Annotated in this window: 13 protein-coding genes; 4 read left to right on the forward strand and 9 right to left on the reverse strand. The window is 58.3% G+C overall.

Annotation, left to right across the window (positions count from 1 at the left end; translation table 11 throughout):
• Positions 1-41: 41 nt before the first annotated feature.
• The 3 genes from ABNT42_RS01430 to ABNT42_RS01440 are packed head-to-tail and all read left to right on the forward strand — an operon-like array spanning position 42 to position 2,880.
• Entirely contained in the window at positions 42-1,598 is a 1,557-nt protein-coding gene (locus ABNT42_RS01430; protein ID WP_348693020.1) for a hypothetical protein, read from the forward strand.
• A gap of 9 nt (positions 1,599-1,607) precedes the next feature.
• The gene (locus ABNT42_RS01435) at positions 1,608-2,612 is read left to right on the forward strand and encodes a sensor domain-containing diguanylate cyclase (protein WP_348693023.1); all 1,005 of its coding nucleotides are present in this window, start codon (positions 1,608-1,610) and stop codon (positions 2,610-2,612) included.
• A 19-nt stretch (positions 2,613-2,631) separates the two neighbouring features.
• Positions 2,632-2,880 (forward strand): TIGR02450 family Trp-rich protein, encoded by a 249-nt coding sequence (locus ABNT42_RS01440; protein ID WP_348693026.1) that lies wholly within the window; start codon positions 2,632-2,634, stop codon positions 2,878-2,880.
• Between the two features lie 5 nt (positions 2,881-2,885).
• On the opposite strand, the gene ABNT42_RS01445 is transcribed toward ABNT42_RS01440, so the two are convergent.
• From ABNT42_RS01445 to ABNT42_RS01465, 5 genes are all read right to left on the reverse strand, one after another.
• The gene (locus tag ABNT42_RS01445) at positions 2,886-3,581 is read right to left on the reverse strand and encodes an SDR family NAD(P)-dependent oxidoreductase (protein ID WP_348693029.1); all 696 of its coding nucleotides are present in this window, start codon (positions 3,579-3,581) and stop codon (positions 2,886-2,888) included.
• 254 nt (positions 3,582-3,835) lie between these two features.
• Complete coding sequence (locus ABNT42_RS01450) at positions 3,836-6,712, reverse strand: TonB-dependent receptor (RefSeq protein ID WP_348693032.1); 2,877 nt, start codon at positions 6,710-6,712, stop codon at positions 3,836-3,838.
• A 387-nt stretch (positions 6,713-7,099) separates the two neighbouring features.
• Complete coding sequence (locus ABNT42_RS01455; protein WP_348693033.1) at positions 7,100-8,266, reverse strand: glycoside hydrolase family 88 protein; 1,167 nt, start codon at positions 8,264-8,266, stop codon at positions 7,100-7,102.
• A gap of 62 nt (positions 8,267-8,328) precedes the next feature.
• A complete protein-coding gene (locus ABNT42_RS01460) occupies positions 8,329-9,555 on the reverse strand; it encodes a DUF4861 family protein (RefSeq protein WP_348693036.1) in 1,227 nt (408 codons plus the stop codon).
• Between the two features lie 187 nt (positions 9,556-9,742).
• The gene (locus ABNT42_RS01465) at positions 9,743-11,101 is read right to left on the reverse strand and encodes a BNR repeat-containing protein (RefSeq protein WP_348693039.1); all 1,359 of its coding nucleotides are present in this window, start codon (positions 11,099-11,101) and stop codon (positions 9,743-9,745) included.
• A gap of 447 nt (positions 11,102-11,548) precedes the next feature.
• Between ABNT42_RS01465 and ABNT42_RS01470 the strand changes: the two genes are divergently transcribed.
• Complete coding sequence (locus tag ABNT42_RS01470) at positions 11,549-14,494, forward strand: TonB-dependent receptor (RefSeq protein WP_348693041.1); 2,946 nt, start codon at positions 11,549-11,551, stop codon at positions 14,492-14,494.
• Positions 14,495-14,796: 302 nt separating this feature from the next.
• Here the strand turns inward: ABNT42_RS01470 and ABNT42_RS01475 are convergent, their stop codons facing one another.
• The 4 genes from ABNT42_RS01475 to ABNT42_RS01490 form a co-directional block, all read right to left on the reverse strand.
• Positions 14,797-15,810, reverse strand: a complete 1,014-nt coding sequence (locus ABNT42_RS01475) for a LacI family DNA-binding transcriptional regulator (RefSeq protein WP_348693043.1) — start codon at positions 15,808-15,810, stop codon at positions 14,797-14,799.
• Between the two features lie 181 nt (positions 15,811-15,991).
• Positions 15,992-18,373, reverse strand: a complete 2,382-nt coding sequence (locus ABNT42_RS01480; protein WP_348693046.1) for a beta-galactosidase — start codon at positions 18,371-18,373, stop codon at positions 15,992-15,994.
• A complete protein-coding gene (locus tag ABNT42_RS01485; protein ID WP_348693048.1) occupies positions 18,370-21,513 on the reverse strand; it encodes a glycoside hydrolase family 2 TIM barrel-domain containing protein in 3,144 nt (1,047 codons plus the stop codon). Before ABNT42_RS01485 ends, ABNT42_RS01480 begins: the two co-directional genes overlap by 4 nt.
• A 1-nt stretch (position 21,514) precedes the next feature.
• The gene (locus tag ABNT42_RS01490) at positions 21,515-22,765 is read right to left on the reverse strand and encodes a DUF2264 domain-containing protein (protein ID WP_348693051.1); all 1,251 of its coding nucleotides are present in this window, start codon (positions 22,763-22,765) and stop codon (positions 21,515-21,517) included.
• Between the last annotated feature and the right edge of the window lie 70 nt (positions 22,766-22,835).

Here is a 22,835-nt window from a genome sequence, read left to right on the forward strand (position 1 = left end):
ATGTCAGCATCACAGGACTGCCTTGCGCTTCCGGAGCCCGCATGAAATCGTCAATCCGACTACTACAGATCATCACTACTGCCACCCTGCTGACCTACGCTAGCGCAGCCTCCGTGTGGGCCAGCGCAACCGACGCAGCAACAGCTCAAGCCAGCAAGGCCGAAGACAAAATCCCCGAGGCCAAAGTCTGGACCAGCAAACACCAGATCAGTCTCGCCGGCAAAGCTATCAGCTATACGGCCAGCGCCGGCACGATGCTGATGAAAAATGACAAGGACGAGCCGATCGCCCTGTTCGGCTACACCGCTTACGTCCGCGATGTCAAAGACGATGAGCAGCGCGTGCGCCCCATCGTGTTCGCCTACAACGGCGGCCCCGGCTCGTCGTCCGCGTGGCTGCATATGGGCATCATGGGCCCCAAGCGCACCGTGGTAAAGGATCTGGAGGCCAACACGCGCGGCCCTTTCCTCAGCGTCGACAATGAATACAGCATTCTCGATCAGGCCGACATCGTCATGATCGATCCCGTCGGCACCGGTTATTCGCGCCCGGTCGGCAAAGGCGAAGGCAAACAGTTCTGGGGCGTGGATCAGGATATCAAGTCGGTCTCCGACTTCATCGTCAAATACGTCAGCCAGCACCAGCGCTGGTCCTCGCCCAAATTCATCCTCGGCGAAAGCTATGGCGGCATGCGTACGGCCGGCGTGGCCTATGAATTGCTCAGCAAGAAAAATCTGGCACTGAACGGCATCATCCTCGTGTCGCCCTACCTCGACTATGGCTCAGGCGCTACCGAGTCGCAGCTGGACACGGCATACGTCAACTTCCTGTCCACCTATGCCGCCACCGCGTGGTACCACCATGCGCTGGCCGAGCGCCCGGCCGAACTGCAGCCCTTCCTGCGCGAAGTGGAAGCCTTTGCGCGCGACGTCTACGCCCCTGTGTTGTTCAAGGGCCGCCGTGCCAGTGCCGAGGAGCGCCAGCGCGTGTTACAGGGACTGGCACGCTACACCGGCATCAGCGCGCAATACTGGGATCGCGCCAACCTGCGCATCGATGAAGGCCACTTCGTGCAGGAGCTCAAGCGGGCAACGGGGCGCGTGGTCGCCCGTATCGACAGCCGCTATCAGGGCGACATCCTCAGCCCGCTGGCCGAGTCGATGAAGCATGACGCCTATGCGTCCGCGATCGCACCGGCTTTCGTCGCCAGCTTTAACGACTATTACCGGCGCGAATTGAAGGTCGATGCGGAGCGCGAATACGCGTTTAGCGGCGATGTCGGCAGAGACTGGGATGCACGCCATGTCCAGCCCGATGTGGGCGATAAACTCACGCAGCCGAATACCAGCGTCGATCTGGCATGGAGCATGAAGCTCAATCCCAAGATGAAGGTGCTGATCGCCACTGGCTACTACGATCTGGCCTGCCCTTACGGCACGGTGGAATATGTGCTCGACCATCTGGACCTGACGCCCGAACTGCGCAACAACATCGGCGTCGACTACTACGAAGCGGGACACATGATGTATGTACACCCTGCCTCGATGGTCAAATTCAAGCGCGCACTGGCGGGCTTTGTGGAATCCAACAGCCGCTGACTGCCTGCCATGAACGATCGCACCGACCAATTGCCACGCGAAGCCTTCCTCGAAGTGGTGATGGAAGCCGCTGAACTGGACGTCTGGGAAAACGAACTGGTCAGCGGTCAGGTGACACGCAAAGCCACCAAGATCTATGCCGAACTCGGTTACACCGAGCAGGAGGCTGGCGACTATATGGACAATATTTTCGCCATCATTCATCCGGACGATCTGGCGCGCATGAAAACGGCGATCGACGATCACGCCAGCGGCAGAACCGCCAAATACCAGTGCGAATTCAGGATCCGCGCCAAATCCGGCGCGTGGATCTGGTACGCCAACAGCGGCAAGATCGTCCGCGGCGAGGACTATCCTGCCACCAAGCACCTGATCGGCGTCACCTACAACATCCACGCACGGCGCCAGCAGGAAGAAGAACTCAAGCGCCTCAACCTCGAACTGGCAGCCCAGAAAGCGCAACTGGAACGCCTCAACAGCAGCCTGCACAACATGGCGATGACGGATGCGCTGACCCGCCTGCCCAACCGCCGTCTGCTGATCGACCACGTGGACCGCGCCCTGCAGCTAGCCAGAAGAACGGGGCAGATAGGCGCGCTACTGTTTATCGATTCGGATAATTTCAAGGCCATTAATGACCAGCACGGCCACTTGGCCGGCGATCTGTTATTAAAGCAGATTGCCGCACGCCTGCAGAGCACAGTCAGAGAATGCGACATGGTGGCGCGCATTTCAGGTGACGAGTTTGTCGTCATGCTGGAAAACCTCGGCACCGATCCCGCTAAAGCTGGCCATGCGATCCGGGCAATTGCCGATAAAATCATGGCGTCGCTGAATGAGCCCTACCAGCTCCGCCATGTTCAGTGCAACAATAGCGTCAGCATAGGCGCTACCCTGATGAACGCAGACCAGCAGAACTTCGATGACTTGTGCCGCTCGGCCGATACCGCCATGTATCAGGCTAAACGGGCAGGCAAGAATACCTTCAGGATGTTTGTCGCCACCCAGCCATAATGTGACTATCGCACCCAGGATGACTGAATTATCTCTACCACCCAACATCTTGCGCCTCAATCCGGCCAAACTGCTACGCAGCAAATGGACTGCTGTCAGCCCCGCAAACCGTGAAAAGCACTTTATCGTGACGGCACTCATCGAGCCGGAACCCGCCGACGCCGACATCGAGCTGATCACGCTGGAAGCCGTGCTGACACGGCGCAGCTTCAATCTGCGCTGGCGCGAGCTCAATGATGCCAGTCGCTGGCAGCAGGGCTGGCGTTAAGCCTCCTACCACGGCAGGATTTCGCCCTGATAGGAGCGGAAGCTGCCGCTATCTGCCGGCGTCAGGCTATCGATCACCTGCAACAGATCAGTCGCCACGTCGGCTGCAGCACGGCCTATCTGTTCACCCCGAAACGGCCGTGACAGCGGCGAGTTCACCGTACCCGGATGCAACGCTACCAATACGCTCTGCTTGTTGCTGCGCGCCAGTTCGATGGCAGCAGTTTTCACCAGCATATTCAAGGCCGCCTTGGACGCCCGGTAGCCATACCAGCCACCGAGACGGTTATCGCCTATGCTGCCCACCTTGGCCGATAGCACCCCCATCACGCCCCGCTCGGCGTCCAGCAAAGGCGTAAAGTGGCGCAACACCAGCGCGGGTCCCAGGGTATTAACCTGAAACATCGCCTGCAGATGGTCATAGTTAAGATCGGCCAGGCGCTTCTCCGGCATCAACGTTCCCTGATGCAGGATGCCGGTGGCATTGATGATGAGATGGAAGCGCGGCGCAGATGCCAGCTCACGGGCTGCAGCGGCAATGGTTCCCTCGTCGGCAAAATCAATCCGCGGTGTCGAATGGCGATGCAATCCCGTCACCGCACCGCAACGGGGCAACTGCGCCAAGGCCGCCACCAAAGCGGCGCCGATCGCGCCACTGGAACCGATCACTAGCGCGCGAAACTGGTCAGGAAAGCTATTCATGCAGCAGATTTTCATTCAGTTTAATTTGAAGCCGATGTCGCTATCCATTGTCCCGCACACCATAGATTTTCACAACGAGACAAGGCGCGACTCGCTGGCGCCCATGCCCGCATAGGTGCCGAGTCTGGAAAGCCAGAGCACAGGCCTAAACCAGTGCCGCCCGGCGTACGTCGCTGCATTCGGATAATGTTTGATGAACATCACAGCACTGCGGCATGGCGCCGCAGTGCTGCTAAAGCTGTGCTGTCAGCACATCAGAGTTTGCCGCGGATACCGAATTTAATGGTACGGCCATCGTATTTGGCGTAGTCCATACGGCTATTCTTACCATTGCCGTATTTACCACTGACATCTTCGAAGTAGTCATACGCCAGGGTATTGCTCAAGTTGAGCGCATCGATGCGGAACTCCAGCTTGTCGTTGATCTTGTAGCTGATATTCGCATCCAGATAACCGCGTCCGGCGCGCCAGCGGATCAGATCATCGCCCAGGTTGGTCGAACTATCCGTATTGAGCGACTTGTCCTTGTAGTTCCACGACATGCGCATCGCCAGCGGTCCCTGCTCGAAGTAGACCGTGGTGCTATAGGCATATTTCGGCACCACATTCACACTCACCACTTTGCCCGCGTTACTGATCCAAGGCACATAGCTGAACGGATTGATGTGGGTATAACTGGCCATCGCGCCCAGACCATTCCATGGTGCCGGCAAAGCCGTGAACGCCTGCTGATAAGCCAGCTCGAAGCCCTTCATGGTCTGCGAACCGCCATTGGTATAGGTACGCAGCGTCATCGCCAGATTCGGATCGACGTGGCCGTTGGCATCCTGGAACAATGGACCCAGCGCCGTATCAGGCAAGCCCAGCGAACCGAAGGTCACCACTTTGGTGTTGGCCACGGTGGCATCGGTCAGCTCCTTTTTGAACAATGCAGCGGACAGCAGGCTACCGGGCTGGAAGTACCATTCCAGACTGGTATCGAGATTCTTCGATTGCTGCGGCCGCAGATTCGGATTGCCCGAAGTGGCGGAATTGTCGAACTGATTCGGGATGACAGTCTGCCCTGCAATAATCGACAGCGAAGCGCGCGTAATCGTCTTGCCCCACGACGCACGCCACATCAGATTGTCCGTCACATCCAGCGCGCCGCTCAACGATGGCAGCACATTGCTGTAGGAACCGTCTTCATGGTTGGGCGCATAGGCCAGATTCGTGCCCTTCTGCTTGAAGTTGTCGATGCCCGTATCCGTGCTGGCGAAACGCAGGCCGGCATTCAGGCGCAACGCGTGCTCATCCCACAGATTGCCTTTGAAGTCGGACTGCACAAAGGCCGTTTTGACCGCCTCTTCTGCCGCGAAACTCTGGTTAGGCTGGAACGTAGCATCGGTGTTGTAAGTGGCTGGATTGAACTGGGAATAGAAATAATTGCTATCCCAGGTGGCCCAGGTTTTAGGCCAGCCCGCCCCCAGATCCAGATTGGAAATCGGCGGCGTGGTGGTCATGGCGCTACGCAGTCCAGCCGCACCGATCGTATTCAAGTGGGCGGTCGCCAGACTGGTGCCATTGCGCTTGTTGACGCCTTTAGTGGTCGACACATAGCTCACACCGGCCTTCAGATGGCCACTCCACTCATAGGGCAAATCATAATCCCAGTCCGCCACCACGCGGGCCTGCTTGCCCTTATCCGTTTCACGGGTACGGTTGGTGCCGATGGTGAAGCCCGACCAGCTATTCGGATCGGTGTAACTGGTGCTCGAACTGACGGATGGATAAACGTGATCATTGCCATAATCGATGGTCGAGGTAGCACCATAGATATAGCCGGACAAAGTGCCGCCCATGCTTTGCGCACTACTCTGGTTAAGGCTGGCCTGACCGGTAATGTTCAGTTTGGGCGTAGCTTTCCAGCTAGCGTTCAGGGCGCCATAGCCGAACTGGGTCTCATCCTTGGTATAGGCCGCGCCGCCGTTGTAGGTGGTATTGCCGAACGTGCCAGTGAGCAGATTGGTGGCCGGATCGATGTGTACGTTCTGCGGAATCAAGCCATTATTACCGGAAGCGCCTACCGGTAAATTTCGGTTGGTGGTGGCCGTGCTACGAATCAGGATACCGAACAGTTGTTCCTTGCGGGTATTTTCCAGTTTGGAGTACATGGTATCGAAGCTGACGTTGAGCGTCGGCGTCTTCCACTGCAGCGAGGAAACCAGACCGTCGCGGCTACGTTCATTCTGGCTACCATAGAAGCGGTAGATACGCGGCAACAGCGCATTGGCAACCTGCTCGCGGGTATACCCCGACAGATTAGCCAGCGGGCTGTCGAAATCCAGCGCCAGCGCAAAATTGCCTTTGACGGGCTTGGAACTGCCATTGGCCGAACTATTGTAGCCACCGGTCGCTTCAAAGCCGGAGCGGGTATTCACGCTGCCCGTATGCGAGGCGCCGATCAGGAAGCCCAGATTGTCCCAGGTATTCGAGTACAGCGCATAGCCGTTCGGATCCTGATGCTTGGACTGGGTGTTGTAGGTGTCGGTGATGCCATAGCGGATAGTACGCTTGGGATTATCGAACGGACGCGGGGTCTGCAGGTCGACCACGCCGCCCATGCCCCCTTCCGTCAGTTCGGCCAGCGGCGATTTATAGAAATCGACGCGACCAAACAGTTCGGAGGCGAACACGTCGAAATTGAAGCCGCGCGCCGCGCTACCGATGGTCGAGGTGGAAGTGGTGTTGACGGGCGCACCGTTCAGGGTGGTGACGGAATATTCCGTCGGCAGGCCACGGATCGATACACGCTGGCCTTCACCCGACGAATCATCGCGATTCAGAATGATGCCCGGTACGCGCTGCAACGACTCGGCCACGTTCGCCTCGGGGAATTTGCCGATATCTTCAGCCACGATGGAATCGCGCACGCTGATGGCCTGCTGCTTGAGATTCAAGGCTTTCTGCAAGCTGTTACGGAAGCCCGTCACGACTACAGTGGCCGTATCGGCTGCGGGCGTGGCTTCCTGATTGCTGGCTGGCGTGGCGGCAGCTTCGGGCTGCGCTGCACGCTCTTGCGCCAGCGCCGGTGCGCCATACGCGGCGGCGAGTGCCACGGGAACCAATGTGGCGAGAATTTTCTTTTTCATCCATGTCTCCTTTTTTCAATCTTGACCATCTGTCGTCGCAGATGACCCCGTGCGTGACCTTGCATCACAGCATACGGCAAGCGTAGCAGAAAAGTCGGGCAACGTTACCATACTAAATGCATATGCAATCAAAACCAATTGATATGGCTGCCTTCAGCCATCCCCTAAGTCATTGAAAAACATGACATTAATTCAGCCAATCAAAGGCAGGTAGTGCCTCGCACTGGAAGAAATGGGGGATTAGATATGATATCGTTGTCACTTCGCAACGTCGTTGCGACACTCAAAAAGACAGCGCGGGCATGGCGCCCGCGCTGGAAAGACCTGCACGAGCTATGGCAGGTCTGAGGAGCTAGTCTGGCTCAGTTGCGGCGCAGGGGTTGGCCGTCACGGCTGAAGAAATTTGGCCATTTCTGCCCCGGCCAGCAGGAAGGCACCGACGCCGAAATGCGCGGTGCTTTGCTTATCCACCACCTGCCCGGCCACCGCGCGATCACCGATAGGCTGGACGTAGGCGATTTTGCCGTCTGGCTGCAGCGCCACTTCACGCAAGAACTTCCAGCCACGCTGCGCCGTCGGCAGATATTCCTGTTGCGACAGCACATGATTATTGATGCCCCACAGATAGGCGTAGGTAAAGAACGCCGTGCCGCTGGCTTCCGGCCCCGGTGCATGGTCGGCATCGAGCAAGCTGCGCGCCCAGTACCCATCGGCTTGCTGCAGCGGCTTCAAGGCTTGCGCCATCTGCACAAACTTGCGCTCGAACTCGGGCCGGTAGGGATCATTCTTGGGCAAGTCCTGCAACACGCGCGCCAGACCCGCAAACACCCAGCCATCGCCCCGTGCCCAGAAATCCTTTTTCCCATGCAGGCTTTGATGTTTCGGATACACATAGCGGGCATCGCGGTAGTACAACTGCGCCGCGCTGTCATACATGATCTCGTTCGCATAGGCGAAGTACTGCGCCAGCTTGTCCAGATAGCGACGGTCACCGGTAATAGTGTAGAGCTTGGTCATTACCGGCATCACCATGTACAGCCCATCGGCCCACCACCAGTAATCGCGATTCGGCGTGCTCATCTGGTATTCCATCACTTCGCGTGCGCGCGCGATCTTTTTGGGATCAGGATTTAGCTTGTAGAGGTCGGCATACACTTGAAAACAGATTTGCCAGTCGCCGAACATCACGTATTCATCGGTTTCACCGTAAGAATACTTCCAGCGTGACTTGTCGGGCGAGCGCGCACCAGACCAGCCATTATGTTCGGCCCACTGTTCGGTGTAGGCCAGCTGGGCGCGATCCTGCGTCACCTCATAGGCGGCCATATTGCCGGTATGGTAGGCGGCAACATTCCAGAAAGCCCATTCGGTGGCCGGCACCTGCTGCTGCCAATAGCGATTGGCCTTATTCATGGCCGCCAGCACGTCGGCCCGCTGGGCCGCCACTTGCACCGAGGTGCCAGGCGCCGTGCTGACCGGACCGGCACAGCCGGCGAGGCCAGCAGCCATGAAGGCGGCCACTAGCACACTGAGAACGCGTTTTTTCTTACTCATCATTTCCTTTCCAATTACGGCAGAATGTGTCCGGCGCCCTGCACCATGGCGGGTACACCGGATCAGGGCAGTACGGTGGTGGTAATCGTCAGAGGCGCTTGCAGGCGGCGCGCCTCGGCTTCAATTTCACTTTGCCACTGGCGCAGACTGTTGATGCCAGAAGCCTCGCTCCAGGCGGCGCCCGCGTAGTACAGCAATGGCCGCCCCGAAGTAACGCGCTGCAGGATCAGGGCATTTAGCCCATCTTCGGCATACTGGGGCTGCTTAGCCTCAGGGAGGATCACGGCGACGCCAAAGTTCCCATCACGCTGCTGACTAACCCATTGCGCCAGCACACCGTGCTGTGGCAAGCGCAGATACGCGATCTGCGGTTGCCGCTCCGGATAAGCAGGCGTCTTGTTCAAACCCACCGCAGCGTTCAGGCTAGCCTTGCCATCAAACACAAAGGTCGATTCAATGCGATCAAACCGATGGCCGGCATCGACCGTGATACGTTTGGTTTCCCGCACCACTACCCCCGCTGCATCCCAGCTGTCATAACTGAGCTCAAATACGCTACGGATCGGACCATTGGCGAGTATTTTCCAGCCGTGGTAATTGCGGCTGACCGCCAGCGCTTGCCCATCCCAGATGCCGACTCCGCCGGCACCGCGCGAACCTCCGACGCTATACATATCGAGCCCCTCGCCCTGGTCGGTGTGGTAGTGCTCATGTCCTTTGTTATACCAGCGATCGAGCACGGGATATGACACGCGCTTGAACCACACATCCATGCCGCTGGTTACCAGCACTTCCTTATCACTGCCTGCGGGCGCAGGCGCGGCCAGTGCCTGACCATAGGTGCGATGGCCGATCAGGTCATTTTCCCAGGCAAAATCGTCGAGACGTTCAGGCACGTAGCGGGCGTATGCACGCGTTGCAGATGGCGGGCTGACCTGCTCCGCACGCTCAACGGTAAAGCTGCTCAGTTGCTCGCCTGCGGCAAAGTCATGCTGGAACAGCAAGCTGCCGTAAGAGGCGCCGCGCTGATCGGGGTCGCGCGCCAGTGGTCGTTCATTGGTGACCTGATAGGCAATGCTCTGGCCCTGCTGGTTACGTACCACCAGATGCTGCAACAGTGCACCGGGCAACGCCGCCTGCACGCTGGCCCACGGAATGGCGATGGTTTCCCCGTTGCGCGCTTCGCCCAGCGTATGTGCGGCAGTAATCAGCAGCCTCGGTGCCGCATAGACATGGCAGCACGCACAAGTAAAACTTAGAATTGCCACCCGGGTAAGCCAATGCATCATGATTATCCTGTTTTTGACAGACTTGATTACTTCGCCTCAGAAAAAGACAACGTTACCACAAGCAAGCCAACAAAAACCTGCGAAATTCCATAACATTTTCATATATCATTTTAAGTTATTGATTTTAAATATGAATTTAAAATATAAAATCTGATAACGATGTCCGCTAGCAGTCTTGCGGCAACCTTTATGGCGTGGAACGGGACGGTGCGGCCCATTGCAGTACCCGCACCATGCTGGCAGGCGCTTGCGCGATGCCCTCGCCATCGACTTGCGCCACGGCTTGCAGGAAAACGTGCAGTTCGCGCCGCTGACGCCACAATTCTGTGTCGTAACTAGGCTCCCACGCCCCTACCCCGTGCTCGGTAAGGTCGCGTACCTGATACGTGCCGCTGGAAAAGTCCGCGATCTGCGCCACCGAGACGCGGTTGCCCCGCTCGGCATCACGGAACAGCAGCAAACCCGTCAACTGGTCACCCTGTTGATCAAGCAATAGCTGGGGCCGCGAAATCGGGATGGCCTTGGTGCCCTGCCCTTCCAGCGTAAATGGCGACTGGCGGAAATTCAGCGCCCGGGTGTGCCATGCGCCCTGAACATTGTAGACGATGTGAAACTGGGGAATCTTGCTGCCGGCGTCACGCCAGTAAGTCGCAATATAGGGATGGCCTGCGGCGTCGGCGCTCATCGACGTCTGATTGATGAGCTCACTATGCTGGGGGATGCGGGCAGCATACTCGGCCGAGGCTGCAGTGATCGGCAAGACATAGGGCGTGCCACGCGAGGTTTCCCAGCTGCGGCCGCCATCGCGCGAACGTGCATAGGCCAGATCGTGATTACTGCCCACATCGGGCGATTCACGCCAGACCCAGGACACGTGGATGGTGCCCTGCTCATCCACACAGGCTTGCCAGTAGGCGTTGCGCGCGCCTTCGCCACTGATTAAATTATCGGCCACCCGCGTCCAGCGCGCCTGCTGGCTGTCATAGCGATTGAGTACCAGATTGCCTTTGCCCGAGGCGCCATTGCGGTAGAAGAACAGCAGGCCGCCATCAGGCAGGCGGAAGAATTCCGGATAGGACACCGACGCTTCATCTGACCCTATCATGCTCAGCGGCGCAGTCAGGGTCAGTTCGCCGGGACGGATGCTATGGGCGTAGTGCAAGGCATCGTTATGGTGATCCCACGCTACATGCAAGGTCCCTCGACCATCGAGCATGATGCTGATGGCGTTATGGGCATCGCTGGCATTGCCGCGATACGGCGTACGCGCCATGGTCCATTGCTCGCTACCCAGCTTACGCTTGCCCAATACCACGTAGCGCTCGCTATCGTAAAACGCGATGTACTGCATCTGGCCATCACTGACCAGCGAGTTCTTGCGGAAGATCACCGTGTTGACCGAGTTATTGGCCCAGCCCGGCGCCACATCGACCAGTCTGGTAGTCAGTACAGCCGATGATGGGGCCAGCGTATGGCAGCCGGTCAGTGCGATGCCAGCGCAGGCGCCGAGCACCCGGAGCGAGCGAAGGAAAGGAGCGTAGTTCATAAGAGGAAGTGCTGGCGCGATAGGTTAACCTTAACAGGATTGGCGTAACCCTATCATTGCACGCTGGCGGCATGTGCTCAATTCGATGATTGTTAGGGACGCCATGGCGTCTGATGTCGGATCACAACATCAGCAGTTTTTTATTGCGTGACCGAGAAATTCTCAAATTCGTGACTGTTTGCGATGTCGCCGCACCCGCGCACTAAAACTGCCGCTTGATTATAGCCCTAGCTCACTTTTGCTAGCGTATTACACCCGCGCGTTAGCATAAAAATATTTATAGACGCAAGCCCCATTGCGCCATCGGACGCGCATTTGGCCACAAAACAGTGCGCGCAATCCGCTAATGTCAACGTTGTCACACAAAACTGCTCCCGCTATTCTGCAATGGTTGTTTCGCAGGCATGCGCTCAACTTGAATGCCCAATCGAATAATAAGGAGATGGAATGAGTAAGTTAGCAAAGAAAATATGCGCCCGTCAGGTCAGCTATGCACTTGCCCTACTCGGTGCTTTACCCGCAGCGCAGGCGCAGAACAGCGGCGCAACTGAAACCGCTGTGCCCGATTCAAGCGTGGTGCAAGTGACCGGCTTCCGAAAAAGCTACACCGATGCGCTGGTGATGAAGCGACAAAATATCGGCGTCACCGACAGCATTAGTGCCGGCGACGGGCGGTTTCCCGATCTGAACGTGGGCGAAGCCCTGCAGCGCATTTCGGGTATTCAAGTCAACCGTGAAGAAGACGGCCGCAGTGCATCGGTCAATCTGCGCGGTCTGCCCAGCGCCTTCGCCAAAGTCACCATGAATGGCATGGACTTCGCTGCCCCGGTGCTCGGCGGCGCGACCCCGATGGGAGCATTTGACTCCGATATCTTTAGCGCATTCACCGTGGTGAAGTCGGTCTCGGCGGCTGATCAGAGCGGCGGCATTGCCGGCAATATCGATATGGTGATTGCACCCGCGCTGTCGCGTAAAGAAGGCGCTTTCGTCAAACTGTCGGGCGAACATGATGCGCTCGGCGGCTACAATTCGCCCAAGCTGTCCGTCAACGTGGCCAAGAAATATATGGATGGTCAACTCGGCGTGTTCGGCATTCTGACCCGCAAGACCGAGAAATTCCGTCGCGATTCGCTGTATATCAATCAGTTCACCCAGCTCAATCCGGCCACCACGCCCGATTTCGCCCGCTACAAGGATTACTATGCGGCCGACTGCACGGGTCAGGCAGCACCCTGCGTCGCCGCACCCGGTGGTACCGGTCTGAAATCCAAGGCCGGCGTCACGCTGCCTTCGGATATCCGCCAGGGTGTGATGGTCAATGATGGCTCGCTCACCTCGGGCGCCTTCGGTGCCGAATTCAAGGTATCGCCGCAGCTCAAGGCTGGTGCGCAATACTTCTTCAGCAACCGTGAAATGAAGGGCACGTCGCTCGACATTCTGGACATCGACTATCGCGACAATAACACCATCATCAATCCCACTTCGGCGCCGTTCCTGCATTCCGATGGCCGCTACTATGTGATGGACTATAACTTTACCAACCCGCGCGTATATGGCTCGATGCGCAAACAACCGTTCGAGCAGAAATCGAATGGCCTGAATCTAAAAGCTGCGTACACCGATGCTGCATGGCGCATCGAAGGTACGGGCGTGGTATCGAAAGCCACCAACTATGGCTATCAGGGTCAGGTGGATATCCGCAATACAGCCAAGCCGCTCGGCGCCAGCGGCCTGGGTAACGGCATCACGGGGCGCGTAGGCCTGTCGGGCGGAGTGGATAATTTCGCGATGCTGTTTAATCAAAGCGCGCCAGCGTTGGGCGCAACCCAGCTGACGGGTCCATGGACCTGGGGCGGCACGGGCAATTCCCCGACCGTCACTAATGCCAATGGCGATGTGTTCATCGTAGCCGGTTCGGATAACTACGCCAACAATCAGGTCAAATCGGCGCGTCTCGATATTGAACGCTATGTCGATTTGCCGTGGATCGAATCGATACAGGGCGGCGCCCAGCTCAACAAGAATCAGTACAATTCGCGCGCCTACCGCTCGAGTGCAGCGGGCATAGACTATAGCAAGATCAGTTCGGGCTTCGTCACCCAAAGCGCTTTTGCCAATGATTTCTTCGGTGGTAATGCGGGCAATTATCTGACCAACTGGCAAACCGTGAACTACAACCTGGTCAGCGCGACGCTGCAGCCGACTATCGCTGCCAATCTGCAGAAAACCGCCAGCGGCTGGGTGAATGATCCGGCCGACGGTGGTTTCACCAGCAATAACTTCAGCATGGATGACGACATCAAAGCACTGTATTTGATGAGCAAGATCGATGGCAAACTGGGCGGTGTGCGCCTGCGTGGCCATGTCGGTCTGCGCCATGAGGAGACCAAGCAGACTGTGGTGTCGATGGACCGTACGGGTACGGGGGCGAGTGCCGTATTCAAGACCAATACCAAGGAAACCACCTACAAGAACAATCTGCCGTCGATGTTGCTGGCAGCCGATCTGAGCGACAAGCTGGTTATGCGCTACGGTAATTACCAGACCTTCATCCGTCCAAATCCGCGCGACATTTCGCCGATTTCTACCACCGTGGTGGAAGATAGCGTCAATGGTGGTTTCACGGTCAGTCTGGGACGTGTGAATATCGAGCCCTACACCTCGAAGTCGCAGGATCTGTCGCTCGAATATTACAACCGCCCTAACAGCATGATAGGCATGGCCGTGTATCGCAAGAAGATCGCCGGCATGATCGTCAATGAAAATCGTGACGCCCTGCTGTGCCCTGCCAATGGCTACAACCTGGGGCTGGGTAACTGGAGCGTAGTGGGCGATCGCTGCATCAGTGATCTGGCGGCACCAGCCGGTAAAGGCCTGAACGGTAAATACACCATTGATGTGAACGGTGCCGTGAACTCGCCGAACGACCTGATCGCCGAAGGTGCCGAACTGACGGTACAGCAGTCCTTCGACTTCCTGCCGGCGCCATTCAATGGCATGGGCGGTGTCTTCAATTATTCCTACACCCGTACCAAAGGCAAAGCGCCCGATGGCACACCGGCGTTCCTGAATAATGTCTCGCCCCGTTCGGCCAACTTTATCCTCTACTATGAAACTCCGGTATGGGGTGTGCGTGGCGTGTACAACTATCGCGATGACTACAACCTGCCTAGCGGTGGTACCTTCAGCGGGGCAGCGCGTAGCGTCAAGGCGCGCGGCCAGTTCGACCTGTCGGCATCGTACAAACTCACGCCCGATCTGACGCTGGCGGTGGATGCGTTCAACCTGACCAACACCTTCCGTCAGGAGTATGAAGGCACCGAAGCGAAGCTGCGCCGCGCCGATTATGATGGCCGCACCTTCCAGTTCTCGCTGCGCTATACCTTCTTCTAAGCTGCTCTGGAACTGGCAACGGCGACATGCTATGTCGCCGTTTTTTATTTCTACTTCCCCGGTTGCCACATAAAAAAGCCAAAGGCGTAAGCAAGCGCCTTTGGCTAAAACCCTGATGGACACTGGAAGCCTCAGGAGGGAGACGTCTGACGAAGCAGCTTGTCATGTGGCACCCTGCTGAAAGCAAGGCTGCTTTGCCACGAATATGACAACGTTGTCTCTCGCCTATCATACTGTGTTCAGGCGCACTTAGATAGTGTTTTTTAGGCTGATATGCAGGCGCCCCGCTCGGGGCGGCGGCCTTAGCCGCGCGGTGCCGGGCCGGTCGAATCGCGTTCCACAAACAGCGTCGGCAGCTCTAGCCGCCCACCGACCATGGTCTCGCCGTTGATGATGTTGACCAGCTCTTTGACGGCTCGGCTCGCGATGCTGGCCAAAGGCTGGCGGATCGTCGTCAATTTGGGGAACACATAATTGGCAGCGGTGACGTCATCGTAGCCTATCACCGACAATTGCTCGGGTACATTGATGCCCTGCTCTTTCGCGGCATCGAGCACGCCAAAAGCCATATCATCGTTCGCGGCGAAAATCGCCGTAGGCCTCTGCTTGAGGGCAAACAACTGCTTGGCAGCGTGTACCCCTGTGGGGTGGGTGAAATTACCCTGTTGAATATACTCTGGGCGTAGCGGAATCTGCGCATGGGCCAGCGCTTCTTCATAGCCGCGCTGGCGCTCCAGACTTTGCCCCGTATTACTGGAGCCCGCAATAAAGGCGATACGCTGATGACCAAGCGCGATCAGATGCTCGACAGCCTGACGCGCCCCTTCGCGATTGGCGCCGACGACCACGGGCAGATTAATCGGACGGGCACAGAAATTAATCAGCACACACTTGGCGTGATCACGCTCGAGTTTGTCGATATAGCTGTCGTGCACATTGGGTAAGATCAGCAAGACGCCATCGCATAATTTCCCCATCATCTTGCTGGTGCTGATGCGGCCTGGCGCATCAAAATTTTCCGCATTAAAAATCAGCAAGTCGAAACCGAGCGCCCGTGCTTCACGATTAACGCTGGTAATCAATTCATGCACAACGGAAGAGCCGAAGTGATTGACGAACACACCGATCAGGCGCGAACTGCCGCCGCGCATACGCTGCGCCATGATGTCGGGTTCATAATCGAGCGCCTTGGCGGCGGCCAGGACTTTTTTACGCGTACCATCTGCCACATAGCCAACGCCTCGCATTGCACGGGATGCAGTAATGACGGAGACGCCGGCAGCGAGCGCGACTTCAGTGATGGTGTTTTTTGCCATGGGCTTTCCGATTCAGGGGTTCAGCCACGAGCTAGCTGATGCAATAACGTGCAAGGTATTTCGTGGCAACGTTATCTTAACATGGCCTGCCCTGCTGCCCCCTATCGTCCCATGTGCTTTTTAGCAAAAAGCACAAAGTAGCCATATGCAAAGTGATATGGCTGCCTGCGTGCAGTAGCACTCAATCTTCACTCACCAGCTGATCGCCGACATAGATGTGGAAGTTGCGGATACGCCCCGTCACAGTGTCCGGTCCCTGTCGTGGCGTGTAGCGTATGCCGCCAATCTCGACCGACTGCCCCAGATCGATGATCAGCCGGTGCGGGTAGCTGGCAGCGCTACCCGGCCCGCTCCATGCCGTGTGCCAGTAATCCGTGGCCTGACCGTTAATGGCATTGAGGGCGGAACCATCTTCCTTGCGCACTTCTTCGCTGCTGGCGTAGGCAATGGTCCAGCTGGTCTGGTTCAAGGGCTGTCCCTGAGCATCTGCCAGTGCCAGTTCCGCTATCGCTGCCGACGGCTTGCCATCGTGGGCATCAAGCGCTTCCAGACACAGGTAGCGGCCCCGTGCGGGCCTGCCCCAGCGCACTTCCTGTACCTTGGCACCGGGCGCGAAAGCGCCGCTGTGTACGGGCGCTAGGCCGGCCAGTTGCGGTCTGACCTTGCTCGGCGGCCGCGCGAGGTCCCGCTCCGGATGCAACTGGTCGAGGATAGGCGTGGCCAGCCCGGCAATACTGGCCGAGCGCGGGCCGGTCAGATCGAGCACGACGATGTCATTGCGGCCTCGCTTCAGCCACGGCCCCGGCAGATACATGGTCTGGGTGGGGCCGATGCTCCAGTAGCGGCCCAGACATTTTCCGTTGACCCAGACGATGCCCTGCCCCCAGCTCGACATATCGAGGAAGGTATCGGCGCACTGACTCACGTCGAACGTGGCGCGCCAGAACGCGGCGCCCTTGCTGCGTCCGCGACGCCACTGCAGTGGCGGCAAGCTGCCATCGGCATCGAAATCGATGGCACGGATTTCCCAGTTTTCCAGCACCAGCGGCGTGCCATTTCTGGGCGTATAGCTGACCGGCCCCTGCAGCCCTTTACGGTCATGCACTTCCATCCCGAAATTCACCCGCGCGATGGTGTACACCAGAATGTCGAGGCGGGCAGGCGCGGCGCGCGCCGGCACATCGATTTTCACGCGCCGATAGCGCGTATCCATGGTACCGATTTCTTTGCCGTCCAGATGCACCCATGCCAGATCACGCAGTTTCGCCACCTCCAGCACGCCGGCGGCACCGGCGGGCAGCGTCACGGTATAGGCGATCAGGCCGCGACTAATGTCGTAGTGCTCGATGGCGCGCGGCGTGCGATCGCGGATCACCTGCGCCGGCAGGTTGTCCAGCACGCTGGCCGATTGCTTGAACGTAAAGGCAGGAATCGCCATCACGCGCTGGCGCGGCGGTGGCGTCGGCAAGGTTTCATCGGGGCGCAGGAAGGGGGCGATGCCGGCCCGGTAAGCCTGAAATTTTTCGCCCATCCAGCCTGCTTCACTGATGGGCGCATCGTAGTCATAGCTACTGGTGTCGGGGCGGAACGGGCGATCGCAACCACCCCACAGTCCGAACGAGGTACCGCCGTGAGCCATGTACAGACTAAATGAACCGTTAGCCGCCAACATGGCCTTGATGTCGGCCACCGCATTGGTGGCATCGCCTTTGCGATGGGGCGCGCCCCAGGTATCGAACCAGCCCGAGTAATATTCCCCGCACATTTTAGGCCCCGTCTGCACGGCTGCCAGCGCGGCAAAGCCGCCCTGCGGGTCGCTGCCAAAGTTCGCCACCTGGAATAATCCGGGGATGTGCGATTTGGCGATGGCATTGGTCGGATTGCACTGGAATAGCGGCACATTGAATCCGGCATCGAGCAGCGCCTGACGCATGGCCCGCATGTATTCGAGATCGGTGCCAAAGAAACCATATTCGTTCTCGACCTGCACCATCAGGATAGGCCCGCCCTGAGTAATCTGCAGCGGGCCCAGTACCTTGCCCACCTGCTGCAACCAGCGATTGACGGGCTTGGTAAAGCGCTCGTCGCTGCTACGCAGGAATGCGTCACCGGGCTGTTTCAACAGCCACCACGGCAGGCCGCCCATTTCCCATTCGGCACAGGCATAGGGGCCGGGGCGCAGAATGACCCACAAGCCTTCCTGCTGGGCGATGCGACAGAATTCGGCAGCATCGCGCTGGCCCGCCCAGTCATATTGCTGTTCGCGCCATTCATGGTAGTTCCAGAACAGATAGGCGCACACGGTATTCAGGCCCATGGCCTTCAGGGCCTGCAAGCGATGGCGCCAGTATTCACGGGGCACGCGGGCAAAATGCATTTCGCCACAACGGATCTGGATGGGTTTTCCATCGAGCATAAAGTCCTGCGGCCCGATCATGAAACGGGCCGCCGCTGCCGCCTCCGGCTGTGCCTCACTGGCGAACGGGACAAGCAGACCGCCCATGGCGGCAACAGCACCGCCGAGCAAGCGCCGACGTGGTGGAAAATGTTTGCTAGAAGTCATAACGGTTCCAGTTGAGGGGCGATAGTGAAGCTGTAGCGCAGCGGTTTGAGAGGAATGCGGAACTGCATATGCGGCCGGCCACGTGCATCCCAGCCGGTATCGCCACCTAAGCCGGTCTGGCGTGCATCGATCAGCAGCGAGCCGGCGCCATGGGGCACGATATCCGAGCTATGCCAGCTGCCGCGTGGACGCGGGTACAGGTCTTCGTAGGGAAATGCCAGCGCATTCACTGAGAGCGGCTCGGTGCCGGTGAGCCGGATGCCGGAACCTTCAGCGTCCGTCAGCGCCAGCCAGCGCACCTCGGTCTTATTGCCGGATTCCTGCGGCCGTACGTAGGAGTGATACTGCTCCGCCAGCTTGCCCTGATAGCGCCCGATCGCGGCGCCAGTCTGGCGGTCAATATAGGATTCCTGCGGGCCGCGGCCGTACCAGTTGACCTGTGCCAGCGCCGTATCGAAATTAAAGCGCAAACCTAGCCGCAGTGGATCTGGCAACGTGTCCCGCAGGGGCACGAAGCGGGCTTCTACCGAGACGATGCCTTGCGCATTCATGCGGTAGGTATTTTCCCAGCGCGCGGCACCGGCACCGAAGGCATAGCTCACACGGATGGCGTCGCGCTCGGCCACGACGGAACGCACGGCGCGCTGTTCCGAGAACGTCTTCCAGATCTCATGCGAGCGCGCCAGTCCCGTCCCTTCATCGTTATCGGTCAGGGCGCGCCAGAAATTCGGTGCCCCGCCGGTAAGCACGGGCTTGCCATGGATAGCCAGGGCCATCAAACCATTGCCCGTTTCGACAGTCAGCCGCGAATTGCCGGCCTCCAGCAGATACTGGCCATGTTGTTCCAGCGGCTTCTGCCAGCTTGTCTGCATCGTGTGGCGTGCCGCCTGCAGGATGAACTGACGGAATGCCAGCTCGGTGCCGGCAGCAACACCGGCGATAGCACCTTCCCTGGCCACGGCCTTGAACGTCACGATGTATTCCGCCCCGTCGGCGCGCGCAATTTTGGGCCAGCGGAAGTTCGCTGCCACCTTGCTCTGGGCTGGCACGTTTAGCTTGGCCAGCTCGCCGCTTTCGATAGGCTGGCCGTTTTTGCTGAGCACCCAGCGCAGGGACAGCTGCGACAGATCATTGAAATCATGCCGGTTGATGACCGTCAGCGTGCCCTTGCTCGGATCACCTTCAAAGGCAACCGGGGCATACACCTGACGCAGTTCGTAGTATTCCGGGTCCGGCGTGCGATCAGCCTGCACGATGCCGTCTGCCACCACCGACATGTCATGGCGAGGGTTCGGGCCATAGTCTTCTCCCTGCGCCCAGTAGGTTGTACCGTCCGCAGTCTTGCGCAACATGGCCTGATCGACCCAGTCCCAGATAAAGCCGCCCTGCAGCTTTTTATAGCGCCGGATGGTTTGCCAGTACTGTTCCAGATTGCCCAGACTATTGCCCATCGCATGTGCATATTCGCACTGTATCATCGGCTGGGTGTATTGCGGGTCTTGCGCATAATCGACCATCTTTTCGATGTTGTCGTACATCGGCGCATAAATATCCACGTAGCTGTTAGGCCGGTGTACTTCTCCCAGCGCCGGCTGGCCCAGATAGGAAATCAGACGGCTGGGGTCGCGCTGGCGTATCCAGCGCGCCGCCTGCTCGAAGTTGGGGCCGGTGCCCGCTTCATTGCCGAGCGACCAGAAGATGACGCTAGGATGATTTTTATCGCGTTCCACCATGCGGGTAATCCGGTCCAGATGGGCCACCGCCCAATGGGGCTTGTAGCCGAGCTGTATTGTTTCGCGCGCGCTGCCTGCGTTGTCACCGGCCTGCATGTATTCGTGCGATTCGATATTGGCTTCATCCATCAGATACAGGCCATATTCATCGGCCAGATCGTACCAGCGGGGATCATTGGGATAATGCGAGGTCCGTACGGCATTGATGTTGGCCCGCTTCATCAACTCTATATCCTGCCGCATGGTCTGTTCCGACAACACCCGGAAGGTGTAGGGATCATGTTCATGCCGGTTCACCCCTTTAATGGTGATGCGCTTGCCGTTCACGCGGACTTCGCCCCCGCGCACTTCCACGCTGCGGAAACCGATCTTGCGTGCAGTGGCGGAAATCAGCTGACCGCTGGCATCGATATGCTCGATCAGCAGCCGGTACAGCTTGGGCGTCTCGGCCGACCACGGCTGAACGTTAGGAATAGTGCCTGCCAGCGGCGCCGCCTTGCCATGTTCGATATTCCCCACCAGCGTCAGGATGGCCTGATCCTGTTCATACACGGTGGCGCGCAACTGGCCGTTGGCATCGCCGCGCATGACGGGGGTAATCTTGAGCCGGCCATCCTTGTAGTGCTGCGGGTCCAGTGTGGCTTCGGCCGTGTAGTCACGCAAGTGCTGCTGCGCATGTTCTGCATACAGATACACACTGCGCTCGATTCCCGAGACGCGCCAGAAATCCTGATCTTCCAGATAGGAGCCATCGGCAAAGCGGTATAGCTCGATGGCGACCAGATTCTTTCCGGGCTTCAGATAGCGCGTGACATCGAATTCAGCAGGCAGCTTGGAGTCTTCCGAATAGCCGACTTTTTCGCCGTTGACCCAGATGTAATAAGCCGCACCGGCCGCACCAATATGCAGATAGACTGCACGCCCCTGCCAGACTTCAGGCAGCGTAAACTCGCGCCGGTACGAACCCACTTCATTCATTGCATGGGGAATGTAAGGTTCATTGCGGGGAAACGGATAGTCGATATTATTGAAATACGGCTGGCCATAACCTTGCGCCTGCATCATGCCGGGCACTTCTATCGTGCCCCATGCGCTGACATCGTAGCTGGGCTGGTAAAAATCGCGTGGGCGTGACTCGGGCGTTCTGGAGTAGGCAAACTTCCAGCGGCCATCGAGCGCGAGATACCAGCGCGATGCCTGCTTCTCGCCGCGCATGGCCAGATCACGCGTCTCGAAATTGAAGAAGGTGGCCTTCATGGGTTCGCGGTTGACCTGTACGATCTCCGGCTGTTCCCATTCCGCGACAGCCGTATCAGCGGACTGAGCGTAACTGTGCGCGGCACTCAGTTGCACGATGGCGCAGGCCAGCAGCAACTGGTGCGCAAGCGAGAAAAGAGGCTTGCGCATATCAGTAGTTCACCGGATAGTCTTTAGGGAAGCGGCGACCAGAAAACGCTTTTTTCTGCGTCCAGTCCTGTGCCGGTGCCGTCCAGTAGCTGTCCGACTCTGGCAGCCCCAGCGCGAGCAAGCCGGCCGCGGCGATATACATGCTGCCGTTATTCGAGTACCAGTCGCCGAGTTCAGGCTGATGGCCGACGAAACCTATGGTCAGATAGCCATCTTTGGTGAAATTGTCCGGCGCCGTCCAGACCGTTTTGTGTACCGCGTGCAGCACGGCGCGTACCTGCCCTTCCGGCAGACTCTGCGGCAATTGCTTGCGCCAGGCCAGCAGTGCCAGCGGCTGGAAGGCTGCCGTGCGATACGTGAGCGAACGTCCTATCGGCGGGAACGTGCCTTCCGGCGAGACAAAGCGCTCGAGATGCTCGCAATAGCGTTGCATGCGCTTCAGCGCCTGCGCGTGCAGATCGGCCGGCTTGCCATTCCAGAACGGCACATTGGCCTGTTTCATCGCCTCCAGCACTTCCAGCAACATCGGATACATGACGAAGGAATTGTAGTAATCGAAGTGGAACGCTTCGCCATCTTTAATCCAGCCATCGCCCACATACCATTCGTTGATTTTACGGATGGCCACGTGCATACGCATCGGGTCATGCTCTTCGCCGACCGATAGCAGGAAGGCTTCGTTCATGGCGGCAAACAGCATCCAGTTGATATACGGTGGCTCGATCCGGCGCAGACCTTTGATTTCAGCCACGATGCGACGCTTGGTCTGGGCATCGAGCGGCTCCCACAGGGCTTTAGGCGCACGCATCAGCGCATTGGTGAAATAGGCCGAATCGACCAGCGCCTGGCCCGGACCTTTCCACAGCAGGTAGTCCGGGCTGGCCGGATCGACCGCATTGGTATAGCTTTGCAGCGCCAGTTGGCGCAGGCGCTTGCGCGTCTGCCCTTCCGCTGTACCGTCGTCGGGCAAGGCCAGCCATGGCGCGATGCCCGAAATCAGCCGGCCAAAACATTCAAGGTAGCTGACGCGCTGATCGCGCCCATCCCAGGTAGGACTAACTTCCAGCGGGAACTGTTTTTGCAGCGTGCCGCGGGCCATATTGGTGAGAACCGGCTCGGCCATTTTCTGTGCCAGCGCCGCCATGTATTGGCGCTCACCTATGCTGCGTTCAACGCTTGATGCTGCTTGTACGGATGCACTGCTTGCAGCCATGCCGGCTGCGATTGCTTGAATGAAATTGCGACGTTCCATGGAGTCTCCGGGTTTATGACAACGCTACCATATTGTCCCCGAATATTAGCCGAGTTTGTTTTTTGTGCCA

It is taken from the genome of Duganella fentianensis, from assembly GCF_964031615.1.
Classification (GTDB): Bacteria; Pseudomonadota; Gammaproteobacteria; order Burkholderiales; family Burkholderiaceae_D; genus Rugamonas; species Rugamonas fentianensis_A.

Excerpts from the sequence above, each read along its gene's own strand:
- ABNT42_RS01430 (WP_348693020.1), top strand. The coding sequence starts at position 42 with ATGAAATCGTCAATCCGACTACTACAGATCATCACTACTGCCACCCTG.
- ABNT42_RS01435 (WP_348693023.1), top strand. The coding sequence starts at position 1,608 with ATGAACGATCGCACCGACCAATTGCCACGCGAAGCCTTCCTCGAAGTG.
- ABNT42_RS01440 (WP_348693026.1), top strand. The coding sequence starts at position 2,632 with ATGACTGAATTATCTCTACCACCCAACATCTTGCGCCTCAATCCGGCC.
- ABNT42_RS01445 (WP_348693029.1), bottom strand. The coding sequence starts at position 3,581 with ATGAATAGCTTTCCTGACCAGTTTCGCGCGCTAGTGATCGGTTCCAGT.
- ABNT42_RS01450 (WP_348693032.1), bottom strand. The coding sequence starts at position 6,712 with ATGAAAAAGAAAATTCTCGCCACATTGGTTCCCGTGGCACTCGCCGCC.
- ABNT42_RS01455 (WP_348693033.1), bottom strand. The coding sequence starts at position 8,266 with ATGAGTAAGAAAAAACGCGTTCTCAGTGTGCTAGTGGCCGCCTTCATG.
- ABNT42_RS01460 (WP_348693036.1), bottom strand. The coding sequence starts at position 9,555 with ATGATGCATTGGCTTACCCGGGTGGCAATTCTAAGTTTTACTTGTGCG.
- ABNT42_RS01465 (WP_348693039.1), bottom strand. The coding sequence starts at position 11,101 with ATGAACTACGCTCCTTTCCTTCGCTCGCTCCGGGTGCTCGGCGCCTGC.
- ABNT42_RS01470 (WP_348693041.1), top strand. The coding sequence starts at position 11,549 with ATGAGTAAGTTAGCAAAGAAAATATGCGCCCGTCAGGTCAGCTATGCA.
- ABNT42_RS01475 (WP_348693043.1), bottom strand. The coding sequence starts at position 15,810 with ATGGCAAAAAACACCATCACTGAAGTCGCGCTCGCTGCCGGCGTCTCC.
- ABNT42_RS01480 (WP_348693046.1), bottom strand. The coding sequence starts at position 18,373 with ATGACTTCTAGCAAACATTTTCCACCACGTCGGCGCTTGCTCGGCGGT.
- ABNT42_RS01485 (WP_348693048.1), bottom strand. The coding sequence starts at position 21,513 with ATGCGCAAGCCTCTTTTCTCGCTTGCGCACCAGTTGCTGCTGGCCTGC.
- ABNT42_RS01490 (WP_348693051.1), bottom strand. The coding sequence starts at position 22,765 with ATGGAACGTCGCAATTTCATTCAAGCAATCGCAGCCGGCATGGCTGCA.